This is a genomic window from Actinomadura parmotrematis (genome assembly GCF_019458805.1).
In the GTDB taxonomy this organism is placed as follows: Bacteria; Actinomycetota; Actinomycetes; order Streptosporangiales; family Streptosporangiaceae; genus Spirillospora; species Spirillospora parmotrematis.
Genome location: NZ_JAIBOA010000004.1, coordinates 220,457 through 239,121 on the forward strand (window position 1 = coordinate 220,457; position 18,665 = coordinate 239,121).

The 18,665-nt window shown below is 74.7% G+C and carries 18 protein-coding genes; 4 read left to right on the forward strand and 14 right to left on the reverse strand.

Going from position 1 to position 18,665, the window contains the following annotated elements; all coding sequences use genetic code 11:
- Positions 1-19: 19 nt before the first annotated feature.
- The 3 genes from K1Y72_RS08430 to K1Y72_RS08440 all read right to left on the reverse strand — a co-directional run bounded on the left by K1Y72_RS08430 (position 20) and on the right by K1Y72_RS08440 (position 5,360).
- Complete coding sequence (locus K1Y72_RS08430) at positions 20-1,468, reverse strand: aldehyde dehydrogenase family protein (RefSeq protein ID WP_220164871.1); 1,449 nt, start codon at positions 1,466-1,468, stop codon at positions 20-22.
- A gap of 71 nt (positions 1,469-1,539) precedes the next feature.
- Positions 1,540-2,928 (reverse strand): protein kinase domain-containing protein, encoded by a 1,389-nt coding sequence (locus K1Y72_RS08435; protein ID WP_220164873.1) that lies wholly within the window; start codon positions 2,926-2,928, stop codon positions 1,540-1,542.
- A gap of 11 nt (positions 2,929-2,939) precedes the next feature.
- Positions 2,940-5,360, reverse strand: coding sequence for a HelD family protein (locus tag K1Y72_RS08440; protein ID WP_220164876.1), 2,421 nt, complete (start codon positions 5,358-5,360; stop codon positions 2,940-2,942).
- Between the two features lie 212 nt (positions 5,361-5,572).
- Here K1Y72_RS08440 and K1Y72_RS08445 point away from each other — a divergent pair, with 212 nt between their 5' ends.
- On the forward strand, positions 5,573-7,267 hold the full coding sequence (locus tag K1Y72_RS08445) for an alkaline phosphatase D family protein (RefSeq protein ID WP_220164878.1): 1,695 nt from the start codon (positions 5,573-5,575) through the stop codon (positions 7,265-7,267).
- A gap of 51 nt (positions 7,268-7,318) precedes the next feature.
- On the opposite strand, the gene K1Y72_RS08450 is transcribed toward K1Y72_RS08445, so the two are convergent.
- Positions 7,319-7,783 carry a VOC family protein gene (locus tag K1Y72_RS08450; RefSeq protein WP_220164880.1) on the reverse strand — a complete coding sequence of 155 codons (465 nt, stop codon included), beginning with the start codon at positions 7,781-7,783 and terminating at the stop codon, positions 7,319-7,321.
- A 130-nt stretch (positions 7,784-7,913) separates the two neighbouring features.
- Here K1Y72_RS08450 and K1Y72_RS08455 point away from each other — a divergent pair, with 130 nt between their 5' ends.
- Positions 7,914-8,663: a type II toxin-antitoxin system prevent-host-death family antitoxin gene (locus K1Y72_RS08455; RefSeq protein WP_220164882.1), complete on the forward strand. Its 750-nt coding sequence runs from the start codon at positions 7,914-7,916 to the stop codon at positions 8,661-8,663.
- 6 nt (positions 8,664-8,669) lie between these two features.
- Here K1Y72_RS08455 and K1Y72_RS08460 read toward each other — a convergent pair whose 3' ends face one another.
- Positions 8,670-9,752, reverse strand: a complete 1,083-nt coding sequence (locus K1Y72_RS08460; protein ID WP_220164884.1) for an ATP-dependent DNA ligase — start codon at positions 9,750-9,752, stop codon at positions 8,670-8,672.
- 66 nt (positions 9,753-9,818) lie between these two features.
- Here K1Y72_RS08460 and K1Y72_RS08465 point away from each other — a divergent pair, with 66 nt between their 5' ends.
- Complete coding sequence (locus K1Y72_RS08465) at positions 9,819-10,523, forward strand: dihydrofolate reductase family protein (protein WP_220164886.1); 705 nt, start codon at positions 9,819-9,821, stop codon at positions 10,521-10,523.
- Here K1Y72_RS08465 and K1Y72_RS08470 read toward each other — a convergent pair.
- Complete coding sequence (locus tag K1Y72_RS08470; protein WP_220164888.1) at positions 10,505-11,185, reverse strand: dihydrofolate reductase family protein; 681 nt, start codon at positions 11,183-11,185, stop codon at positions 10,505-10,507. The genes K1Y72_RS08465 and K1Y72_RS08470 overlap by 19 nt on opposite strands.
- Before the next feature lie 117 nt (positions 11,186-11,302).
- Between K1Y72_RS08470 and K1Y72_RS08475 the strand changes: the two genes are divergently transcribed.
- A complete protein-coding gene (locus tag K1Y72_RS08475; protein ID WP_220164890.1) occupies positions 11,303-11,716 on the forward strand; it encodes a hypothetical protein in 414 nt (137 codons plus the stop codon).
- 21 nt (positions 11,717-11,737) lie between these two features.
- Here K1Y72_RS08475 and glgX read toward each other — a convergent pair whose 3' ends face one another.
- The 8 genes from glgX to K1Y72_RS08515 all read right to left on the reverse strand — a co-directional run bounded on the left by glgX (position 11,738) and on the right by K1Y72_RS08515 (position 18,639).
- A complete protein-coding gene (gene glgX / locus K1Y72_RS08480) occupies positions 11,738-13,837 on the reverse strand; it encodes a glycogen debranching protein GlgX (RefSeq protein WP_220164892.1) in 2,100 nt (699 codons plus the stop codon).
- Between the two features lie 150 nt (positions 13,838-13,987).
- A complete protein-coding gene (locus K1Y72_RS08485; RefSeq protein WP_258572108.1) occupies positions 13,988-14,689 on the reverse strand; it encodes a hypothetical protein in 702 nt (233 codons plus the stop codon).
- A gap of 361 nt (positions 14,690-15,050) precedes the next feature.
- Positions 15,051-15,776 (reverse strand): SUKH-4 family immunity protein, encoded by a 726-nt coding sequence (locus K1Y72_RS08490; protein ID WP_220164894.1) that lies wholly within the window; start codon positions 15,774-15,776, stop codon positions 15,051-15,053.
- Positions 15,773-16,285 (reverse strand): GNAT family N-acetyltransferase, encoded by a 513-nt coding sequence (locus K1Y72_RS08495; protein WP_220164896.1) that lies wholly within the window; start codon positions 16,283-16,285, stop codon positions 15,773-15,775. The genes K1Y72_RS08490 and K1Y72_RS08495 overlap by 4 nt, the downstream gene beginning before the upstream one ends.
- A gap of 40 nt (positions 16,286-16,325) precedes the next feature.
- Entirely contained in the window at positions 16,326-16,874 is a 549-nt protein-coding gene (locus K1Y72_RS08500; protein ID WP_220164898.1) for a DUF4262 domain-containing protein, read from the reverse strand.
- Positions 16,875-16,913: 39 nt separating this feature from the next.
- Entirely contained in the window at positions 16,914-17,336 is a 423-nt protein-coding gene (locus tag K1Y72_RS08505; RefSeq protein WP_220164900.1) for an acyl-CoA thioesterase, read from the reverse strand.
- A gap of 92 nt (positions 17,337-17,428) precedes the next feature.
- Complete coding sequence (locus K1Y72_RS08510) at positions 17,429-17,779, reverse strand: DoxX family protein (RefSeq protein WP_220164902.1); 351 nt, start codon at positions 17,777-17,779, stop codon at positions 17,429-17,431.
- 29 nt (positions 17,780-17,808) lie between these two features.
- Positions 17,809-18,639 carry an IclR family transcriptional regulator gene (locus K1Y72_RS08515; protein ID WP_220164904.1) on the reverse strand — a complete coding sequence of 277 codons (831 nt, stop codon included), beginning with the start codon at positions 18,637-18,639 and terminating at the stop codon, positions 17,809-17,811.
- Positions 18,640-18,665: the final 26 nt, after the last annotated feature.

Genomic DNA, 18,665 nt, shown 5'->3' on the forward strand with positions numbered 1-18,665 from the left:
GACCGGGGGCCGGGCGCGGCTAGATCTCGAACAGGCCGGACTTCTCGCGGGTGTACGCGAGGACGGAGTCGTGACCGTAACCGCTGTCCTTGTAGCCCTCCAGCGGGAACATGACCTTGCGGAAGGTGTTCACCCAGACGGTGCCCGCCTCCAGCGCGCGGAACATGCGCTGCGCGGTGCCGAGGCTGCTCGTCCACACGCCCGCGGCGAGGCCGTAGGACGAGTCGTTGGCGATCGCCAGGGCCTCCTCCTCGGTGTCGAAGGGCAGCACCACCGCGACCGGCCCGAAGATCTCCTCCTGGCAGATCCGCAGCGCGTTGTCGGAGGTCGCGAACAGCGTCGGCTCCACCCAGTAGCCGGCCGAGAACGGCCCCTCGCCGACGGCCTCGGCGCCGAACCGGCCGCCGAACGCCAGCTCGGCGCCCTCCTTGGCGCCGATCTCCAGGTAGGAGGTGACGCGCTCGAACTGCTCCCTGGAGACGATCGGGCCCATCGTCGTCTCGGCGGACATCGGGTCGCCGAGCCGGATGCCGGCCGCGATCGCCTTCATCCGCTCCAGCATCTCGTCGTAGACGGGCCGCTGGATGAGGACGCGCGACCCGCCGTAGCAGATCTGCCCCGCGTTGGCCGTGAAGATCGCCTGGGTGGTGACGCCGGTCGCGGCCTTGTCCAGGTCGGCGTCGGCGAACACGATGTTGGGGGACTTGCCGCCGAGCTCCAGGGCGAGCGGCTTCAGGGAGTCCGCCGACGCCCGCGTGATGATCTTCGCGGTGTCCACCGAGCCGGTCAGGCTGATCTTGTTGACGCCGCGGTGCCGGACCAGCGGGTCGCCGACCTCCTCGCCGAGGCCGGACACGATGTTGAGCACGCCGGGCGGCAGCACGCCCGCCAGCAGCTCGCCGAGCCGGAGCGAGGACGCGGTGGCCTGCTCGGCCGGCTTGATGATCGCGGTGTTGCCGGCGGCGAGCGCGTAGGCGGCCTTCGCCGACAGCGTCGAGATCGGCGAGTTCCACGGGATGATCCCGAGCGTCACGCCGTAGGGCTCGCGGCGGGTGACGCCGAGGCTCCTCGGCCCGAAGTCGACGCTCCTGCCCTCGGTGGCGGCCGTGCACTGCGCGGCGGCCTGGTTCCACAGGTAGGTCATGCCGGGCAGGTCGCGCTTGGCGGTCTCGGAGAGGATCCGGCCGTTGTCGCGGGTCTCCAGCTCGGCGAGCTCGGCGGCGTTCTCGGCGAACACCGCCGCGACCTTGCCCAGGTAGTGGGCGCGGGCGGCGGCCGGCAGCCCCGACCACTTCGGGAACGCCGCGCGGGCGGCCGCGACGGCCGCCTCGGCGTCCGGCGCCGTGCTGCGCGGGATCGTCGCCCAGGCCTCCCCGGTGGCCGGATCGACGGAGTCGAGCGTGCCACCGCCGGACGCGGGCGCGAGCTCGCCGCCGATCAGGTTGGAAAATGCGCGCAGTTCGGTCATCGCCGTCCCTTCGAGCCCTCCGGTACAGCAAACAAGCGTACGCTTGGTACCCTTGCCAAGGGAAGCGGGGGCTAAGGGAAGCGGGCCCGCTCGCCGTGCGGGCGCGGCAGCGCGCGGCCGGTGCGCTCCTCCAGCAGCCGCAGCGCCGCCTCGACGTGCGGGGCGCGGGCCGGGCCGAGCGGGAACAGCAGGTCGCCGTCGCGCCGGTCGGAGGGGTGGCCGAAGCGGCGCGGCAGCCGGTGCAGGTCGCCCGCGCCGAGCGCGCGCTCGGCGTAGACGGCCCAGTGGCCGCCGCGCTCGCGGCCGGGCGCGGGCGGGCGCCGCACCCGGTGCACGTCCAGCCGCTCGATCTCCGCCCACGCCCACCGGACGGTCGCGTCGTCGAGGTAGAAGGTCAGCCCGGACGCGTCGGCGGCGAGCCCGGCCGCCCCGGTCCGCAGCCGGGGCCGCACGATCTGCGGGTAGGCCATCCCGAGCGGCGGGACGAGCAGCAGCGCGCCGAGCTTCGCCAGCCCCGGCGCGGCGACCAGCACGGCGAGCGCGGCGACCGCGAACGCCGCCGCGGCCGCCGTCCACGCGCCCGCCTTCACCCGCGCGCTCGGCGGCACGTAGGCGAACCGCCAGCGCAGCGCCCGGGGCGCGGCGGGCGGGGGAGCGGTGCCGTCGCGCAGCATCCGCACCAGGTCGCCGGCGGACGGGCGGGCCGCCGGGTCCTTGGCGAGCGCGGCCGCGACGACGGCGCGCAGCGGGCCGTCCAGGCCGCCGAGGTCGGGCTCGGCGGTGGTGATGCGGTGGAACACCGCCGGGACGGTGTCGCAGCCGAACGGCGGCCGGCCCGTCGCGGCGTAGGCGACCGTGGCGCCCCAGGCGAACACGTCGGCGGGCGGCCCCACCTCGGCGCCGCCGACCTGCTCGGGCGCCATGTACGCGGGCGTCCCCATGATCAGGCTGGTGGACGCCGTCGCCGCGTCCGCCGCCCGCGCGATCCCGAAGTCCACCACCCGCGGCCCGCCGTCCGCCAGCAGCACGTTGGACGGTTTCAGGTCGCGGTGCGCGACGCCCGCGCCGTGGATCGCCGCGAGCGCCGCCGCCGCGCCCGCCGCGAGCGCGGCGAGGTCGCCGCCCGCCAGCGGGCCGCGCACCCGCACCGCCTCGGCGAGCGACGGGCCGTCGATGTACTCGGCGACCAGGTAGGGGTGCGGGCCGCCGGCGTCGGCGGCGAGCACCCGCGCGGTGCGGGCCGAGGCGACCCGCCGCGCCGCGCCGATCTCGCGCGCGAACCGGGCGCGGGCGCGGCCGTCGCCGTCGAACCGGGCGTGCAGCAGCTTCACCGCGACCGGCGCCCCGTCCGCGGCGTGGCCGAGGAACACCGTGCCCTGCCCGCCCGCGCCGAGCCGGCCCGACAGGACGTACCCGCCGATCTCGCCGGGGTCGCCGGGGCGGAGCGGTGAGAGCGGCATGAGCCGTGATGCTAGGCGCCCGGACCGCCCGCGTCGCGCAGCCGCGCCAGGCATTCCGGCAGGTCGCCGGCGTGCACGACGGTGAGCCGGCGCGTCGGGCGGGTCACCGCGACGTACAGGTCGTGGCCGCCGCGCGGCGACTCGGCGACGATGCCCGCCGGATCCACCACGATCACCGCGTCGAACTCCAGGCCCTTGGCCTCCTCGGCGGTCAGCACGACCGCCGCCGCGTCGAGCGCCTCGGGCGCCGCGCCCCGCGCGGCGTCCGGCAGCGCGGCGAGCACGGCGGCGTGCCGCGCGCCCGAGGAGATCACCGCGAGCCGCCCGGCGCCGATCCCGGCGAGCTCGGCCGCGACCAGCCCCGGCAGCTCGGCGACCGGCAGCCGGACGGCGACCGGCGGCGCCCCGTCGTCGCGGACCGGCACGGGCGGCGTCTCGCCCGGCGCGACGGCGGCGAGGACGTCGGCGGCGACCCGCGCGATCGCCGCGGGCGTCCGGTAGTTGACCAGCAGCCGCTGCTCGCGCCACCGGCCCGGCACGTAGCGGTCCAGCATCGCGCCCCACGACCGCGCCCCCGCCGGGCTGCCGGTCTGCGCGGTGTCGCCGACGGCGGTGACCGACCGGGTCGGGACGCGCCGCATCACCGCCCGCCACGCCATCTCCGACAGCTCCTGCGCCTCGTCCACGATCACGTGGCCGTAGGCCCAGGTGCGGTCGGCGGCGGCGCGCTGGGCGGTAGTGCGGTACGGGCCGTCGTCGTGGTGGCGCTCGGCGAGGAACACCGACCCGACGCGCTCGTCGCCCTGCCCGTACGCCGCGCCCGGCCGCAGTCGGTCGCCGATGAGGACCTCCTCGTCGGCGCGCTCGCGCTCGGCGGCGCGCGCGTCGGCGCCCGCCGAGTCCAGCACCTCGCGGGCGTACCGCTCCTCCTCGGCGCGCCGCAGCTCCGCCGCGCGGGCGCGGGCGCGGCCCTCCACGTCGTCCTCGCCGAGCTGCTCGGCGGCCTCGTCCAGCAGCGGCACGTCCGACACCGTCCACGGCGAACCGGCGGGGCGGGCGAGCAGGTCGCGCTCGGCGTCCGTCAGGGTGCAGGCCAGGCGGTGCAGGGCCTCGGGGGAGGCGAACAGCTCCTCCAGGAGGGCCTGCGGGGTCAGCTCGGGCCAGAGCTCGTCGATCGCCGAGCGGACGCGCGGGTCGGCCCACAGCTCCTCCTTGGCGAGCCGCAGGTCCTCGGCGTCGAACAGGGACTCGTTGTCGGACTCGTCCATGAGCTCCTGGAGCCACGTGGGCGCGCCGCCCTCGGCCGCCATCCGCTCCAGGGGCTCGTCGGCGATCCGGTCGTACTGGTCGGCGCGGTCCTGCGCGAGGGCCTCCAGCAGGTCGTGAGCGTAGAGGCGGCGCTGCACGTTGTGCGGGGCGCGCACGGCGCGCGCCCGGTCGCGGGCCTTGCGGACGGCCGCGGCGTCGGCGTGCAGCGTCAGGCCGTCGACCTCGACCGACAGGCCGTCCTCGGGGGCGCGCTGGCGGTCCAGGACGGCGGCGCGCACCGCCTCGGCCATCCGCAGGTCGCCCTTGACGACGGCCGCCTCCGGTGCCTCGTGCGCGATGGCGCGCACGCCGGGGAACAGCTCGCCGACGGAGGTGAGCACCACGTCGGTCTCGCCGAGGCCGGGCAGCACCTCCTCGATGTAGCGCAGGAACGTGGCGTTCGGGCCGACGACGAGGACGCCGCGCCGCTCCAGCACGTCCCGGTGGGTGTAGAGCAGGTAGGCGGCCCGGTGCAGCGCCGCGACGGTCTTGCCGGTGCCGGGGCCGCCCTGCACGACGAGCACGCCCTGCAGCGCCGACCGGATGACCTGGTCCTGCTCCTCCTGGATGGTGGCGACGACGTCGCCCATCCGGCCCGTGCGGCCGGTGCGCAGAGCGGCCAGCAGCGCCGCCTCGCCGACGAGCTCGCCGCGGTCGCCGGCGCCGAGCCCGTCCAGGTCGAACACCTCGTCGTCCAGGCGGACCACCTCGCGGCCCCGCAGGTGCAGGTGGCGGCGGCGGGCGAGGGTGCCCGGCGCGGACGCGGTGGCGGTGTAGAAGGGGCGGGCCGCCGGGGCCCGCCAGTCGATCAGCAGCGGCTCGTGGTCCTCGTCGCGCAGGCCGATCCGGCCGAGGTGGAAGGTGCCGCCGCCGTCGCGGTGGTCGATGCGGCCGAAGCAGAGCGCGCGCTCGACGCCGTCCAGCCGGGCGAGGCGCCGGGCCGCCTCCTCGCCGCTCACCTCGCGCTCCACCCGTGCCTGGAAGCCGGCGCCGCCGCCCGCCCCCGGACCGGCGGCGAGGGCGGCCCCGGCGGCGGCGCGCTCGGCGTCCAGGCGGGCGTAGACCCGCGTCACGTAGCGCTGCTCGACGTCCTCGGGGGAGGGGTTGACTTGACGGTCACCCATGTGTCCCGTACACTCCTGTGTAGTAGGTTAGATGCGGCTAGTTCTATGCCGCACGCGTAATCGGTCAGTTTAGCAGCGGCGCCCGTCCCCGGGCGCTTTTTTGTTGATCATCTGTGTTGGTGCTCCGGTCACTCGCGCGGCACGCGCCGTCCACCGGCCTTGATCAGGCTGTCCGACGTCCCCTGTCGGATCTGCCCGAAAGGTCATCCCCCATGGCCGTCCCGAATGGCCCCTTGGACAGGCGATCGTTCCTGGTCACCTCCGGCCTCGTCGCCGGCGGCTCCGCGCTCGCGACCGGCCTCGCCGCCGGCCCCGCGCAGGCCGCCCCGGCCGCCCGGAGCCCGCTCCCCGCCGACCCGTTCACCCTCGGCGTCGCCTCCGGCGACCCCTCCCACGACGGCTTCGTCCTCTGGACGCGCCTCGCCCTGGACCCGCACGCCGACGACGGCCTCGGCGGCATGCCCGCCAAGGACCAGCTCGTCCAGTGGCAGGTCGCCGAGGACCCGCGCTTCAAGCGCGTCGTCCGCCGCGGCCTCGCCACCGCCCGCGCCAAGGCCGCGCACAGCGTCCACGTCGAGCTGTACGGCCTGCGCCCCGGCCGCGAGTACTGGTACCGGTTCAAGACCGGCTCGCACGTCTCGCCCGCGGGCCTCACCCGCACCGCGCCCCGGCCCGACACCTTCGGCCCGGCGCTGTCGATGGCGTTCGTGTCGTGCTCCCAGTACGAGCACGGCTACTTCACCGCCTACCGGCGGCTCGCCGAGGAGCACCCCGACCTCGTCCTGCACCTCGGCGACTACCAGTACGAGTACAAGAAGGGCGTCTATGTGATCGCGGGGGGCAACCCGCGCGACCACGACGGCCCCGAGACCGTCACGCTCGCCAACTACCGGCAGCGGCACGCCCAGTACAAGGCCGACGCCGACCTGCAGGCCGCGCACGCCGCCGCCCCCTGGCTCGTGGTGTTCGACGACCACGAGGTGGAGAACAACTGGGCCGGCTACATCCCCGAGGCCGGCTCGGACACCCCCACCCTGGAGCAGTTCACGGCCCGCCGCGCCGCGGCGTTCCAGGCGTACTACGAGAACATGCCGCTCCGCCGCAGCTCGATCCCGCACGGCCCCGACATCCAGATCTACCGGCGCGTCCGGTGGGGCCGCCTCGCCGGGTTCCACATGCTCGACACCCGCCAGTTCCGCGACGACCAGGCGTGCGACGACGGCAACAAGGTGTGCCCGGCCGCCGAGGACCCGGCGCGCAGCATCACCGGCGCCAAGCAGGAGAAGTGGCTCGCCGACGGCTTCCGCCGCTCCGAGGCGCGCTGGGACATCCTCGGCCAGCAGGTGTTCTTCGCCCAGCGCGACAGCGACGCCGGCCCCGTCAAGAAGACCAGCCAGGACGCCTGGGACGGCTACGTCGCGTCCCGCAGGCGCATCACCCAGAGCTGGGTCGACGCCAAGGTCCGCAACGCCGTCGTCCTCACCGGCGACGTCCACGCCCACTGGGCGAGCGACCTGAAGCTCGACTACGACGACCCGGCGGCCAAGCCGGTCGGCTCCGAGCTGGTCTGCTCCTCGATCACCAGCACCGGCGACGGCGCCGACTCCGACCCGGCGGCGCACCCCTACCTGAAGATCAACCCGCACCTGAGGTTCTACAACAACCAGCGCGGCTACGTCCTCACCAAGATCGGGAAGGACAGCCTGACGGCCGACTTCAAGACCGTCTCCTACGTCCGCACGCCCGGCGCCCCGGTCTCGACCAAGGCCACCTTCGTGGCCGAGGACCGCGTCCCGGGCCTGCACCAGACCTACCTGCGCCCCCTCCCGTCGACGCTGCGCAGCAAGGCGGCGCCGAACGACCAGGCGATCATCGACCAGACCATCGCCAACGAGCGGGAGCCGTAACCCGCCGGCCGTCCCGGCCCGCGGCGCCTCCCGCGTCGCGGGCCGGCCGGCCTAGCTCACGCAGAACTCGTTGCCCTCCGGATCGGTCATGACGATCCACTCGCTCCCGTTCTCCTTCACGTGCGCCTGCACTGCGGCGCCGAGCCCCCGGATGCGCTCCACGTCGGCGTCCCGCTCGCCCGCCTTGCTGTGCACGTCCAGATGCACGCGGTTCTTCACCGTCTTGACCTCCTCGTCCGGCACGCGGTTGAACAGCAGCCGGCGGCCCCGGCCGATGCCGCTCTTGGCGTCGAACGGGTCGTCGGGGTGGCGCGCGCCCGCCCCGTCCCGCCAGGCGCGCCGTCCGCGGTGCTCGGTCACGACGTCGTCGGAGACGACGCCGGCGGCCAGCAGCTCGCCGACGAGGACGCTGTGGTCCTCGACCACGTACCCGAGCGCGGCCGCCCAGAACTCGGCCTGCGCGTGCGGGTCGTGCGCGTCGATGACGATCTTCCAGTGCAGCGGTGTCGAGGTCATGCCTCCCTTATAGCCCCCGCCACCGACATTCCTAGTACACGACCAGGACGCTGAACCGGTCCCGCCGCCGGGCCATGCCGGACTTCGCCGTTCGCCTGATGGGGGCGGGTCCGCTGCCTACATTGGCGGGATGGACGCGGACGCGATTCCCGAGGCGCTGGACGTGGACGAGGCGCGGGCGCTGCTCGGGCCGATCGTGCGGGCGGCCCGGCGGGGCGGGGCGGCGCCGCTCGTGACGCTGGCGGGGCGCCCGGCGGCGCGGGTCGTCCCGGCCGAGGACGCCGACTGGGAGGTCGGCGGCGCCTGGACGCCCGCCGCGCGGCGGGAGGCGGCGCGGACGGCCTGGCGGGTGCGCCTGGAACTGGACGGCCTGGAGCGCGCCGAGATCGTCGCCCGGCACAACCGGGCGTTCGTCGGCGGCCCGCGGGCGGACGCCGAGCGCGTCGAGTGCGGGCGGGTGCTGCGCCTCCTGGACGCGCAGGGCCGCGGCACCTTCCACCTGCGCGACGACTGGGCGTTCTTCGTCGGCGACACGACGGGGCAGCGCGCGCTCGCCGTCGCCGAGGCCGTCCACCACCTGCGGGGCCGCGGACCCCGCGACGACGTCGCGGGCCTCGTGGCCGCGGCCGCCGAGGTGGGCCTGTCGGCCGTGCCCGGCGCCGTGGACGGGACGCCCGTGCTGACGCTCGCCGGCGTTCCCTACCCGGTGCTGACGGGCGCCACGGCAGGCGGGGGCTGCACGCTCGCCGCGCGCCGCCTGCTCCGGGGGCCCGACGACCTCGACCTGGACGAGGCGGACGGCGAGCCTCATGGCGACGTGCCCGTTTCCGCCGATCATGACGGTGCGGGGCCGGCCGGCCATGCGCACGGCGACGTCTGAAGCGCGCTACGCCTCCTTCGGGTGCGGGCCGGAGAAGATGTGGTCGAGGTCGTAGGCGACCGGCTCCTCCAGCTGCTCGTAGGTGCAGGTCTCCGGGCGGCGGTCGGTGCGCCAGCGGCGGAAGCGGGCGGTGTGACGGAACCGGTCGCCCTCCATCGCGTCGTAGGCGACCTCGACGACGAGCTCGGGGCGCAGCGCCATCCACGCCAGGTCCTTCTTGCCCGTCCAGCGGGAGACCGCGCCGGGCATCCGGTCGGCGGTGTCCTCGGTCTGGCGGGCCCAGCCCTCCCAGGGGTGCCCGGCGAAGTCCTCCATCCGGTAGGGGGCGAGCTCCTCGACGAGCTCGGCGCGGCGCTTCATCGTGAACGACGCCGCCACGCCCACGTGCTGCAGGACGCCCGCGTCGTTGTAGAGGCCGAGCAGCAGCGACCCGACGATCGGCCCGGACTTGTGCCAGCGGAAGCCCGCGACGACGCAGTCGGCCGTCCGCTCGTGCTTGACCTTGAACTGGGCGCGCTTGTCGGGCTCGTAGGGCCGGTCGAGCGGCTTGGCGATGACGCCGTCGAGGCCGGCGCCCTCGAACTCGTCGAACCAGCGGAGCGCCGTCGCGTAGGCGTCGGACGCGGGGGTCACGTGGATCGGCGCCTCGACCCCGCCGAGTTCGGCGACGAGCCGGGCGCGGCGGTCGGCGAGCGGATCGTCCAGGAACGCCTCATCGCCGAGGGCGAGCAGGTCGAACGCCACGAACGACGCGGGCGTCTCCTCCGACAGCTTCTCGATGCGCGACGCCGCCGGGTGGATGCGCTGCTGGAGGCGGTCGAAGTCCAGGCGGGCGCCCCGCCGCATGACGATCTCGCCGTCGACGACGCAGCGCTCCGGCAGCTCGCGCTTCACCGCCTCGACCAGCTCGGGGAAGTAGCGGGTGAGCGGCTTCTCGCCGCGGCTGGACAGCTCCACCTCGTCGCCGTCGCGGAACACCACGCAGCGGAAACCGTCCCATTTCGGCTCGTACAGCATCCCGGCCTCGGGCATGGCCTTCACGGCCTTCGCCAGCATCGGCGCGAACGGCAGGCTGATCGGCAGGTCCATGGACCCATCATGCTCGCCGCCACCGACAGAACGGCCGCCCGGCCCCCTTCGCTAGGGTCGCAGGTCATGCACCGTTTGCTGCCCGGCCCCGCCGCCGACGTGGACCCCTACGACGCCTACCGGGACGCGCCGGCGCTGCGCGTCGGCATGGTGATGAGCGCCGACGGCACCGTCACCGACGCCGACGGCTGGACCGACGGGCTCGGCGGCGACGCCGACTTCCGCGTCTTCCGGACGCTGCGCGCCCTCGCCGACGCGATCCTCGTCGGCGCCGGCACCGTCCGCACCGGCCGCCTCGGCCCCGCCCGGCTCCGCGCCGACCTGCGGGAGCGGCGCGGCGCCCCGCCCGCCCCGATCGTCGTGGTGTCGGGCAGCCTCGATCTCGACTTCACGCTGCCGCTGTTCACCGCCGCCGAGACGCCGACGATCGTCGTGACGTCGGCGGCGGCGGCCGCCGCGTCCCCTCCCGCCGCGCCCGTGCGGGTCGTCGCGGCGGGGGAGCGGGAGGTGGACCTCGCCGCGGCCGTCCGCGTCCTGCGCGAGGACCTCGGCCTGCCCCGGCTGCTCTGCGAGGGCGGCCCGGCGCTGACGACGGCGCTGCTGCGCGCGGGCCTGGTGGACGAGCTGTGCCTGAACATCGCGCCCGCGCTGCACGGCGGCGACCACCACACCCGCCTCGTCAACGGGCTGCCCGCCGAGATCGCCCTCGACCCGGCGGCGGTGTACCTGGACGAGGGCGTGCTGTTCGTCCGCTACCGCGTCACCAGGTAGCGCAGGAACAGGAAGTCGTCCGCCTCCAGCGCGCCCGCGAGGCGCAGGCGGACCGCGGCGGGCAGCGCGGGGGCGTTCAGGATGCGCGTCGCGTCGCCCGCCGTGAGCTGCGGGCTCACCGTGAGGCACAGCTCGTCGAGGACGCCCGCCGCCGCGATCTGGGCGAGGACCGCGGGGCCGCCCTCGGTGAGGACGCGGCGGTGGCCGCGCTCGCCGAGCAGCCGGACGCACGCGCCGAGGTCCACCAGGTCGTCGCCCGCCACCAGCACCTCGGCGCGCTCGCGGACCGCCGCGACCCGGTCCGCCGGGGCGGCGGCGGAGGTGAACACCAGCGTCGGCGCCGTCGCCTCGGTGAACAGCGGCGAGGCGAGGTCCAGGTCGAGGGAGCGCGACACGACGGCGATCGGGACGCCCTTGTCGCGGGCCGGGCCGTAGCCCTCGACGCGGACGGTGCGCGCGCCGACGAGGATCACGTCGGCGAGGCCGCGCAGCACGTGGAACAGGGTGTGGTCGTCGTCGTTGGCGAGGCCCGCGCTCACCCCCTCGCTCTGCGCGGCCCCGTCCACGCTCGCGACCATGTTGGCGCGCACCCAGGGGCCGGGGGAGTCGGGGTAGGCGTACAGGTCGCGGAGGGCTGCCGGATCGGCAGGGAAGCGGTCCATGGCGGGGAGGGTAGCCGAACCGGCGGTCACGGTTCGTACCGCCATCTTCACGTTTCGGCCATCGCGCCGCCGCCGCCCGGGGGACACTGGGGGCGGAGAGGCGAAAGGAGTCGATGGGTGGACCTCGCTGCGCTCGTCACCTGGGTGCTGACCGCGTCGGCAGGGCTCTACCTGCTGGTCGTGTGGATCGTCAACGGCGGGGGCCTGCGCGGGCAGGCCACGAAGGTGACCCGCTTCCCGGTCGCCGTCCTCGTCGGCCACCCGTCCGCCGCCGTCGTCGGGCTCGCCGTCTGGATCGGCTACCTGTGGTCGGGCGCGGCCGCCCTCGCCTGGACGGCGTTCGGGGCGCTGCTCGTCACCATCGTGCAGGGCGTGCTGCTGTTCACCCGCTGGCTCGTCGGGCGCGGCGGCCGGCACGCCCGCGGCATCGAGCAGCCGTTCCCGGCGGTCGCCGTCATCGCGCACGGCGTCGTCGCCGCGACCACCCTCGTCCTCGTCCTCGTCACCGCGATCCTCGCCACCCGCCACTGACGCCGCTCCGGGCGGCGCCGCTCAGGAGATGCGGCGGAGGACCAGCAGCGAGCGGTCGACGAGGTCGACCTGGTCGAGGGCCTTCAGGCGGGGGCGCTCGCCGATGGTGCCGGGCTCGGCGGTGTCGAGGGCGTACTCCCAGCGCTCGCCGTACTCGGGGCCCGGCAGGGTGAAGGCGAGCGGGTCGGCGCCGGCGTTGGCGAGGAGCAGGAAGGAGTCGTCGCGGACGGGGCGGCCGCGCGGGTCGGGCTCGGTGATGGCGTCGCCGTTCAGGAAGGCGCCGATGCACTTGGCGTAGCCGGCGTGCCAGTCGTCGTCGGACATGACCTCGCCGGCGGGGGTGAGCCAGGCGATGTCGGCGAGGCCGCCCGCGCCGTTGCTCGCGCCGCTGAAGAAGCGGCGCCGCCGGAACACCGGGTGTTCCTTGCGGAACGCCGTCAGGGTGCGGATGAACGCCAGGTCGCCGGTGTCGTCCCAGCGCACCCACGACGTCGCGTTGTCCTGGCAGTAGGCGTTGTTGTTGCCGCCCTGCGTCCGGCCGAACTCGTCGCCGTGCGACAGCATCGGGACGCCCTGCGACAGGAACAGCGTCGCGAGGAAGTTGCGGCGCTGGCGGGCGCGCAGGTCCAGGATCGCCGGGTCGGACGTCGGGCCCTCCACGCCGCAGTTCCACGAGCGGTTGTCGTCGGTGCCGTCGCGGTTGTCCTCGCCGTTGGCCGCGTTGTGCTTGGTGTTGTAGGACACCAGGTCGGCGAGCGGGAACCCGTCGTGGCAGGTGACGAAGTTGATGGACGCGAACGGGCGCCGCGCGCTGTGCTCGTACAGGTCCGAGGAGCCGGTGAGGCGGGAGGCGAACTCCGGCAGCGTCGCGTAGGAGCCGCGCCAGAAGTCGCGGACGGTGTCGCGGTACTTGCCGTTCCACTCGGTCCACAGCGGCGGGAAGCCGCCCACCTGGTAGCCGCCCTCGCCGACGTCCCACGGCTCGGCGATCAGCTTGACCTGCGACACGACCGGGTCCTGCTGGACGAGGTCGAAGAACGCGGCGAGCCGGTCGACGTCGTGCAGCTCGCGGGCGAGCGCGGAGGCGAGGTCGAAGCGGAACCCGTCGACGTGCATCTCCAGGATCCAGTACCGCAGCGAGTCCATGATGAGCTGCAGCGCGTGCGGGCTGCGGACGTTCAGCGAGTTGCCGCAGCCGGTGTAGTCCAGGTGGTAGCGCTTGTCGTCGTCGCGGAGCCGGTAGTAGGCGGCGTTGTCGATGCCGCGGAACGACAGCGTCGGGCCGAGGCTGTCGCCCTCGGCGGTGTGGTTGTAGACGACGTCGAGGATGACCTCGATGCCCGCCGCGTGCAGCGCGCGGACCATCGCCTTGAACTCCAGCACCTGCTCGCCGTGCTCGCCGGAGGAGCTGTAGGCGTTGTGCGGGGCGAGGAACCCGATCGTGTTGTAGCCCCAGTAGTTGCCCAGCCCGCGCGCGACGAGCGCGTGCTCGGGCACCGACTGGTGCACCGGCATCAGCTCGACGGCGGTGACGCCGAGGTCGCGGAAGTGGTCGATCATCACCGGGTGGGCGAGCGCGGCGTAGGTGCCGCGCTGCTCCTCGGGGATCGCCGGGTGCAGCGCCGTCAGGCCCTTGACGTGCGCCTCGTAGATGACGGTCTCGTGGTAGGGGATGCGCGGCGGCCGGTCGGCGCCCCAGTCGAAGAACGGGTTGATGACGACGTTCTTCGGCATGTACGCGGCGCTGTCGTCGACGTTCGGCTCGTCGGGGTCGGCGAAGCGGTAGGAGAACAGCGACTCGTGCCAGCGCACCTCGCCCGCCACGGCCTTGCCGTAGGGGTCGAGCAGCAGCTTGGACGGGTTGCAGCGCGCGCCCCGCGTCGGCGCGTACGGGCCGTGGACGCGGTAGGCGTAGCGCTGCCCGGGGACGACGCCGGGCAGGTAGCCGTGCCACACGTGCCCGTCCACCTCCGACAGGTCGTGCCGTGACTCCCGCCCGGCCGCGTCGAACAGGCACAGCTCGACGCGGTGCGCGACCTCGGAGAACAGCGCGAAATTGGTTCCCGTGCCGTCCCACGTCGCACCCAGCGGGTACGGCGTGCCGGGCCAGACCTCCGGCATCGTCCACGACTCCTTGCTCTCGGGGCGGTCGACCGTGTCGATTGTGGCCTACCCGTTCCCCGGGCGCGGGCCGCAACCCGGCATCGGAGGTTATGCCACCTTTGCCCTAGATGACCGTCACCGCACGGCAATGTCCCCGGACCCGCCCCCTCAGAAGCCCGGCGGGACCTCGCCCCTGACGACGCCTGCGCGCCTGGCGAGGATCCGCGGGACGCGGTCGAACTCGCGGCACTGGACGGCCAGGGGCTGCGACAGGCGGCCGAGCAGTTCGTGCAGGACCCCGTGGTCGCGGGTGAGGTTGCGGTGGTGGATGGGCTCGTGGTGCATGACGCGGTTGCGCAGCACGAGCATCCGCATGAAGTCGCTGTGCAGCGGGGCCCGCCGGCCCGAGTATCCGGGAAAGGCCCGGTGCAGGGAGGGCACCCAGAACGCGCGGTCGGACCGGGTGCTGAGCAGCGAGACCCAGAATCCGAAGGACAGCTCGGCCACCACGTCGTCTGCGGTGTGCGACCGCCGTCCCTCACGTGTGATCTTCCGGCGGGCCTTGCCGACGGCGGCGCCGACCAGGCGGTGCCCCTCCTCGCTGAGCGGGGCGACCGTCCACCAGTCACGGCGGGTGTAACGCGCGCACAACCGCTCGTTCAGCGCGTTGCGAGAAGAGATCTCCAGAAGGTGCAGCAGGGGGTAGAAGGCGCCGGAGATCTCCACGTTCCACAGGTAGAGCCGGCCCGCCGCTTCGGCGTCCCCGCCGACCGCTTGGCGGTACGTACCGAAGCGGGGCGACGACAGCACTTTCCACGGGCATTCGGGAGAGCTCTCGCTGCGGACGGGCTCGGTTCCGGGGGGAATCATGGGAACTCCATATCGAGGGGGAGAGGGGAGGGCTCGCCTGTGCTACTGTTGATGTGTAAGCCCCGGGTCCGCCTCTGATTCAAGCCGCCCGGGGCACAGCTTTCTCCGCACCGCCCGACCGGCCGCCAGGCCGGTCGGGCGGTGTTGTTGTGCCTGCGTGCGGGGTAGCGGTCCCCGGTTGCCAGCGCAACGACATTTCGGTCATAAAGGCCATTGAAGAATGGCGCGGCGAGACTCGGTGCTTTCGCGGAGTCCCGCCGCGCTTCGATTATCCCAGGTCCGCGCGTGTTCTGTGGAAGGCGTTCGGCGGGTAGTTATCGTGAAATAGAGCCTTTGCGGGGCATTCCTTGGCCGTGTGCGGTCACACCGGGGCGAGGAGGAGTTCGAGCCAGAGGGATTCGGCGCCGCCGGGGCCCTGGGTGGGGTCGACGGCGCGGACGGCGGCCAGGGTGCGCTTGCCGCAGGCGTCCACGAGGTCCAGGTGGGCGTCGCACGCCTCCTCCCAGGCGCGCAGGACCTCCGCGGCCCGGTCGGCGCTGCCGAGGCGCTCGACGAGCTGGGCGTGGGTGCCGGGGAAGGGCGGCTCCTCCAGGCGGCGCCGGAGCTCGGCGGCGGCGCGCCAGCGCCAGGCGATCTCCACGAAGCGGGCGACGGAGGTGTTGAGGTAGGCGACGGCCGGCCGGTACAGGTCGCGGTAGATGCCGCGGAGCGTCGGGTGCAGGTCGGCGGCGGTCAGCGGGCGCTCGCGCAGGGCGAGGACGCGGCCGGTGCCGGCGACCGCGCCGATGCGGGGCGCGCCGTCCTGGTCGCTCCAGGCGCCGAGGTCGTAGAGGCGCTCGCCGTCGGCGGCCAGGCCGCGCTCCTGCGGGCCGGCGAGGTTGGGCGCGAGGACGGGCTCGCGGCCGGGCTGGGGCATCGGGCGCATCGGCAGGTCGGTGGGGAGGCCGAAGCGGCGCAGCGCGTCGCGGTCGGCGGCGGGCAGGTCCCAGCCGTCCACCAGGCCGGCGGGGAAGGTGCGGCGGCGCGCCCCGTCCACCAGCGCGTCCAGGGGCGCGGTCAGCGCCTCGTGCAGGCTCTGCTCGATCATCGGTCCCTCCAGACGGTCTCGCCGCCGGACGTGTCGGTGGTGGCGCGCAGCCCGATGCGGGCGGCGACGGCCGCCGAGGCGGCGTTGCCGGGGTGGATGCGGGCGGTCAGGCCGGTGACGCCGCGCGCGCGCAGCCAGGACGCGGCGGCCGTGGCGGCCTCGGTCGCGAACCCGAAGCCCTGGTAGGGCATCGCGACGACCCAGGCGAGCGCGGCGGACGGCCCGTCCGGGCCCGGCGTGACGGTGGCCTGCACGGTCCCGACGGCCTGGCCGTCGCGGCGGCGCCGGATCGCCCAGTTCAGCCAGCCCTCCTGGTGGAAGGGCGCGGGGCCCGCGGCGAGCGCGGCGTAGCGCGCGCGCAGCTCGTCCAAGGACAGCGGGGCGCCGCCGATGTAGACGTGCAGGCGCACGTCGTCCAGGACCGGCGCGAGCTCGTCGGCGTGGTGGACGGCGAGGGGCTCCAGCAGCAGCCGCTGCGTCCGCACGGGGGCGGCGATCGGTCCGAACACCAGCGCGACCCTATCCGTGCGGAGGACGGCGGGGCCGCCGTCAGAGGTGGCGCGTCCAGCGGCCCGCCGGGTGCCGGCGCGGGTGCAGCCAGAGCCACGGCTGCGAGTGGCGGAACTCCAGCTCGGTGCCGGGCTGCCAGGGGAACAGGTCGTCCTCGTCGGGCCAGACGACCTGCATGACGGGCAGCGGCGGCACCCGGTAGAAGTCGACGACGCCCCGGAACAGCGCCCGGTACCAGCGCGGGTCGGCGGCGCGGAAGGCCGCGGCCTGGCCGCGGACGACGTCGTCGCGGCGGTCGCCGTCGGCGGGCCGCCAGCCGGCGGCCGCGGCCCGGCCGAGGCCGTTGAGGATCTCCTCGGTCTCGTACACGTCCCGCCCGAACATGGCGAGCTCGGGCACGCGGTGGCTGTGCCACAGGCCGAGCGTGTACGCCCATCCCGGGCCGTCGTTCTCGCCGGGCACGAGCACCACGCTCCACCCGTACTGGGTGATGTGCACGATCGTGCGCAGCAGGAAGTTGTCCATCCGGTCACGGTCGCCATAATCGTGGCAGAGCACGCACTGGCAGGGCGGCCGACTGTCGGACATGACCTTCAGCTTACGATCATTTTTGCCGCCGGGCCCGCGCTAGAGGCCGAGCAGGGAAGGATCGGTGGCGAGCGAGGCGAACCGCGCGCCCGGGTCGGGGACGAGCCGCCGCTCCTTGAGGTCCAGGACGCCGCCGACCATCGTCAGGTCGGCCGCGACGGTGCCGTCCGCCTTGGCGATCTGCTGGGCGATCGTGAAGACCTTGCCGCCGCCGTAGGAGAACGCGCAGCTCACCGAGACCTCGTCGCCGGCGCGCAGCTCCCGCAGGTAGCGGATGGTCGTCTCCAGGACGACCGGGCCGACGCCCGCCGCGGACAGCCGGTCCAGCGCCAGGCCGGCCGCCTCCAGGAACAGCCACCGGGCGTGCTCGGCGTACTGCAGGTAGACGGCCTGGTTCAGGTGGCCGAGCGAGTCCAGCTCGTAGCCGCGGACGGTGACGGGGACGGAGAACGGGTCGGACATGCGCAGCCCATCGGTCGGGGATCGGCGGCGGAGGTCCCGCCCCGAAGGCGGAACGCCCCGCCGGCCGTCCCGATTCCCGCCCGCCCCGGCGGTCAGGCCGCGATGCGCACGAGCAGGGTGACGAGGGCGAGGACGCCGACGCCGATGGCGGGCGCCATCGCCTGGACGGTGTCGTGCGCGCGGTTGTGCAGCACCAGCGCGCCGATCATGAGGAGGGTGAGGCAGAGCGCGGCGAGCACGCCGAGCCAGCCGAGCCAGATGCCGATGACGAGCGCGGCCGCGGCGACGAGCTCCGCCACGCCGATGAGCCGGTAGTTGTCCCACGGGATGCCGAGGTGCGCCGCGGCGTCCCTCATCTGCTTGGCGCCCTGGACCTTGGCGAGACCGGCGGCGGCGAACACCGCGGCGGTCACGAGCGAGAGAATCACTGCCAGTACGAACACGATGATCAACTGCCCGGGGGCGGCTCCCGCTACCGTCGCGATCGGGTATGCGGGGGGTCAAATCCACCGGGACCGGGCGCGGCGTCCCCGTGGCCGGCGTCCCCGTGGCCGGCGTCCCGGTAGGCGGCGGCGATCCCGGCGGCGGTGCGGAGCAGCGGCTCGACGGCGCGGTGCAGGGTGCGGGCGGCGTGGGTGGCGGCGACGATCCCGACGGCCGCGACCGGCGCGCCGTCCACCAGGACCGGCGCGGCGAGCGAGCAGGAGCCGAGCGTCATCTCCTCGCTGGTGCGGGCGTAGCCGCGCTCGCGGATGCGGGCGAGCTCGCGGGCGAGCCGCCCCGGCTCGACGATCGTGTGCGGGGTGGGGCGGGCGAGCGGGCGGGCCAGGTAGGCGGCGACGAACGCCGGCGGCTGGAACGCCAGCAGGACGCGGCCGACGCCGGTCGGGTGCAGCGGCAGCCGCCCGCCGGTCTGCGACACGATCGGCACCGAGCGCCGCCCGTACACCTTGTCCAGGTAGATGACCTCGTCGCCGTCGCGGACGGCGAGGTGGACGTTCTCGCCGGTCGCGGCGTGCAGGTCCTGCATCCAGGGGTGCGCGGCCTCCTGGAGGGGGCTCGGCAGGAGCTGCCCGATCTCCCAGAGGCGGCGGCCGACGTGGAAGCGGCCGTCGGGGGTGCGGCCGAGCAGGCCCGCCTCGACGAGCTCGGCGGCGAGGCGGTGCGCGGTGCTCGGCGCCTGCCCGCCGCGCGCGGCGAGCTCGGCGAGGGTGAGGCGGGGGTGGGCGGCGTCGAACGCCGCGAGGAGCGCCGCCACCCGCGACGCGACCGACCGGCCCGGCTCCCGCGACCCGCCTGACATCGCCGTTCCTCCCCGTCTTTCCACTC

What these genes read in the sequence shown, in the direction of transcription:
- K1Y72_RS08430 (WP_220164871.1), bottom strand. Translation starts at nt 1,468, where the DNA reads ATGACCGAACTGCGCGCATTTTCCAACCTGATCGGCGGCGAGCTCGCG.
- K1Y72_RS08435 (WP_220164873.1), bottom strand. Translation starts at nt 2,928, where the DNA reads ATGCCGCTCTCACCGCTCCGCCCCGGCGACCCCGGCGAGATCGGCGGG.
- K1Y72_RS08440 (WP_220164876.1), bottom strand. Translation starts at nt 5,360, where the DNA reads ATGGGTGACCGTCAAGTCAACCCCTCCCCCGAGGACGTCGAGCAGCGC.
- K1Y72_RS08445 (WP_220164878.1), top strand. Translation starts at nt 5,573, where the DNA reads ATGGCCGTCCCGAATGGCCCCTTGGACAGGCGATCGTTCCTGGTCACC.
- K1Y72_RS08450 (WP_220164880.1), bottom strand. Translation starts at nt 7,783, where the DNA reads ATGACCTCGACACCGCTGCACTGGAAGATCGTCATCGACGCGCACGAC.
- K1Y72_RS08455 (WP_220164882.1), top strand. Translation starts at nt 7,914, where the DNA reads ATGGACGCGGACGCGATTCCCGAGGCGCTGGACGTGGACGAGGCGCGG.
- K1Y72_RS08460 (WP_220164884.1), bottom strand. Translation starts at nt 9,752, where the DNA reads ATGGACCTGCCGATCAGCCTGCCGTTCGCGCCGATGCTGGCGAAGGCC.
- K1Y72_RS08465 (WP_220164886.1), top strand. Translation starts at nt 9,819, where the DNA reads ATGCACCGTTTGCTGCCCGGCCCCGCCGCCGACGTGGACCCCTACGAC.
- K1Y72_RS08470 (WP_220164888.1), bottom strand. Translation starts at nt 11,185, where the DNA reads ATGGACCGCTTCCCTGCCGATCCGGCAGCCCTCCGCGACCTGTACGCC.
- glgX (WP_220164892.1), bottom strand. Translation starts at nt 13,837, where the DNA reads ATGCCGGAGGTCTGGCCCGGCACGCCGTACCCGCTGGGTGCGACGTGG.
- K1Y72_RS08485 (WP_258572108.1), bottom strand. Translation starts at nt 14,689, where the DNA reads ATGATTCCCCCCGGAACCGAGCCCGTCCGCAGCGAGAGCTCTCCCGAA.
- K1Y72_RS08490 (WP_220164894.1), bottom strand. Translation starts at nt 15,776, where the DNA reads ATGATCGAGCAGAGCCTGCACGAGGCGCTGACCGCGCCCCTGGACGCG.
- K1Y72_RS08500 (WP_220164898.1), bottom strand. Translation starts at nt 16,874, where the DNA reads ATGTCCGACAGTCGGCCGCCCTGCCAGTGCGTGCTCTGCCACGATTAT.
- K1Y72_RS08505 (WP_220164900.1), bottom strand. Translation starts at nt 17,336, where the DNA reads ATGTCCGACCCGTTCTCCGTCCCCGTCACCGTCCGCGGCTACGAGCTG.
- K1Y72_RS08515 (WP_220164904.1), bottom strand. Translation starts at nt 18,639, where the DNA reads ATGTCAGGCGGGTCGCGGGAGCCGGGCCGGTCGGTCGCGTCGCGGGTG.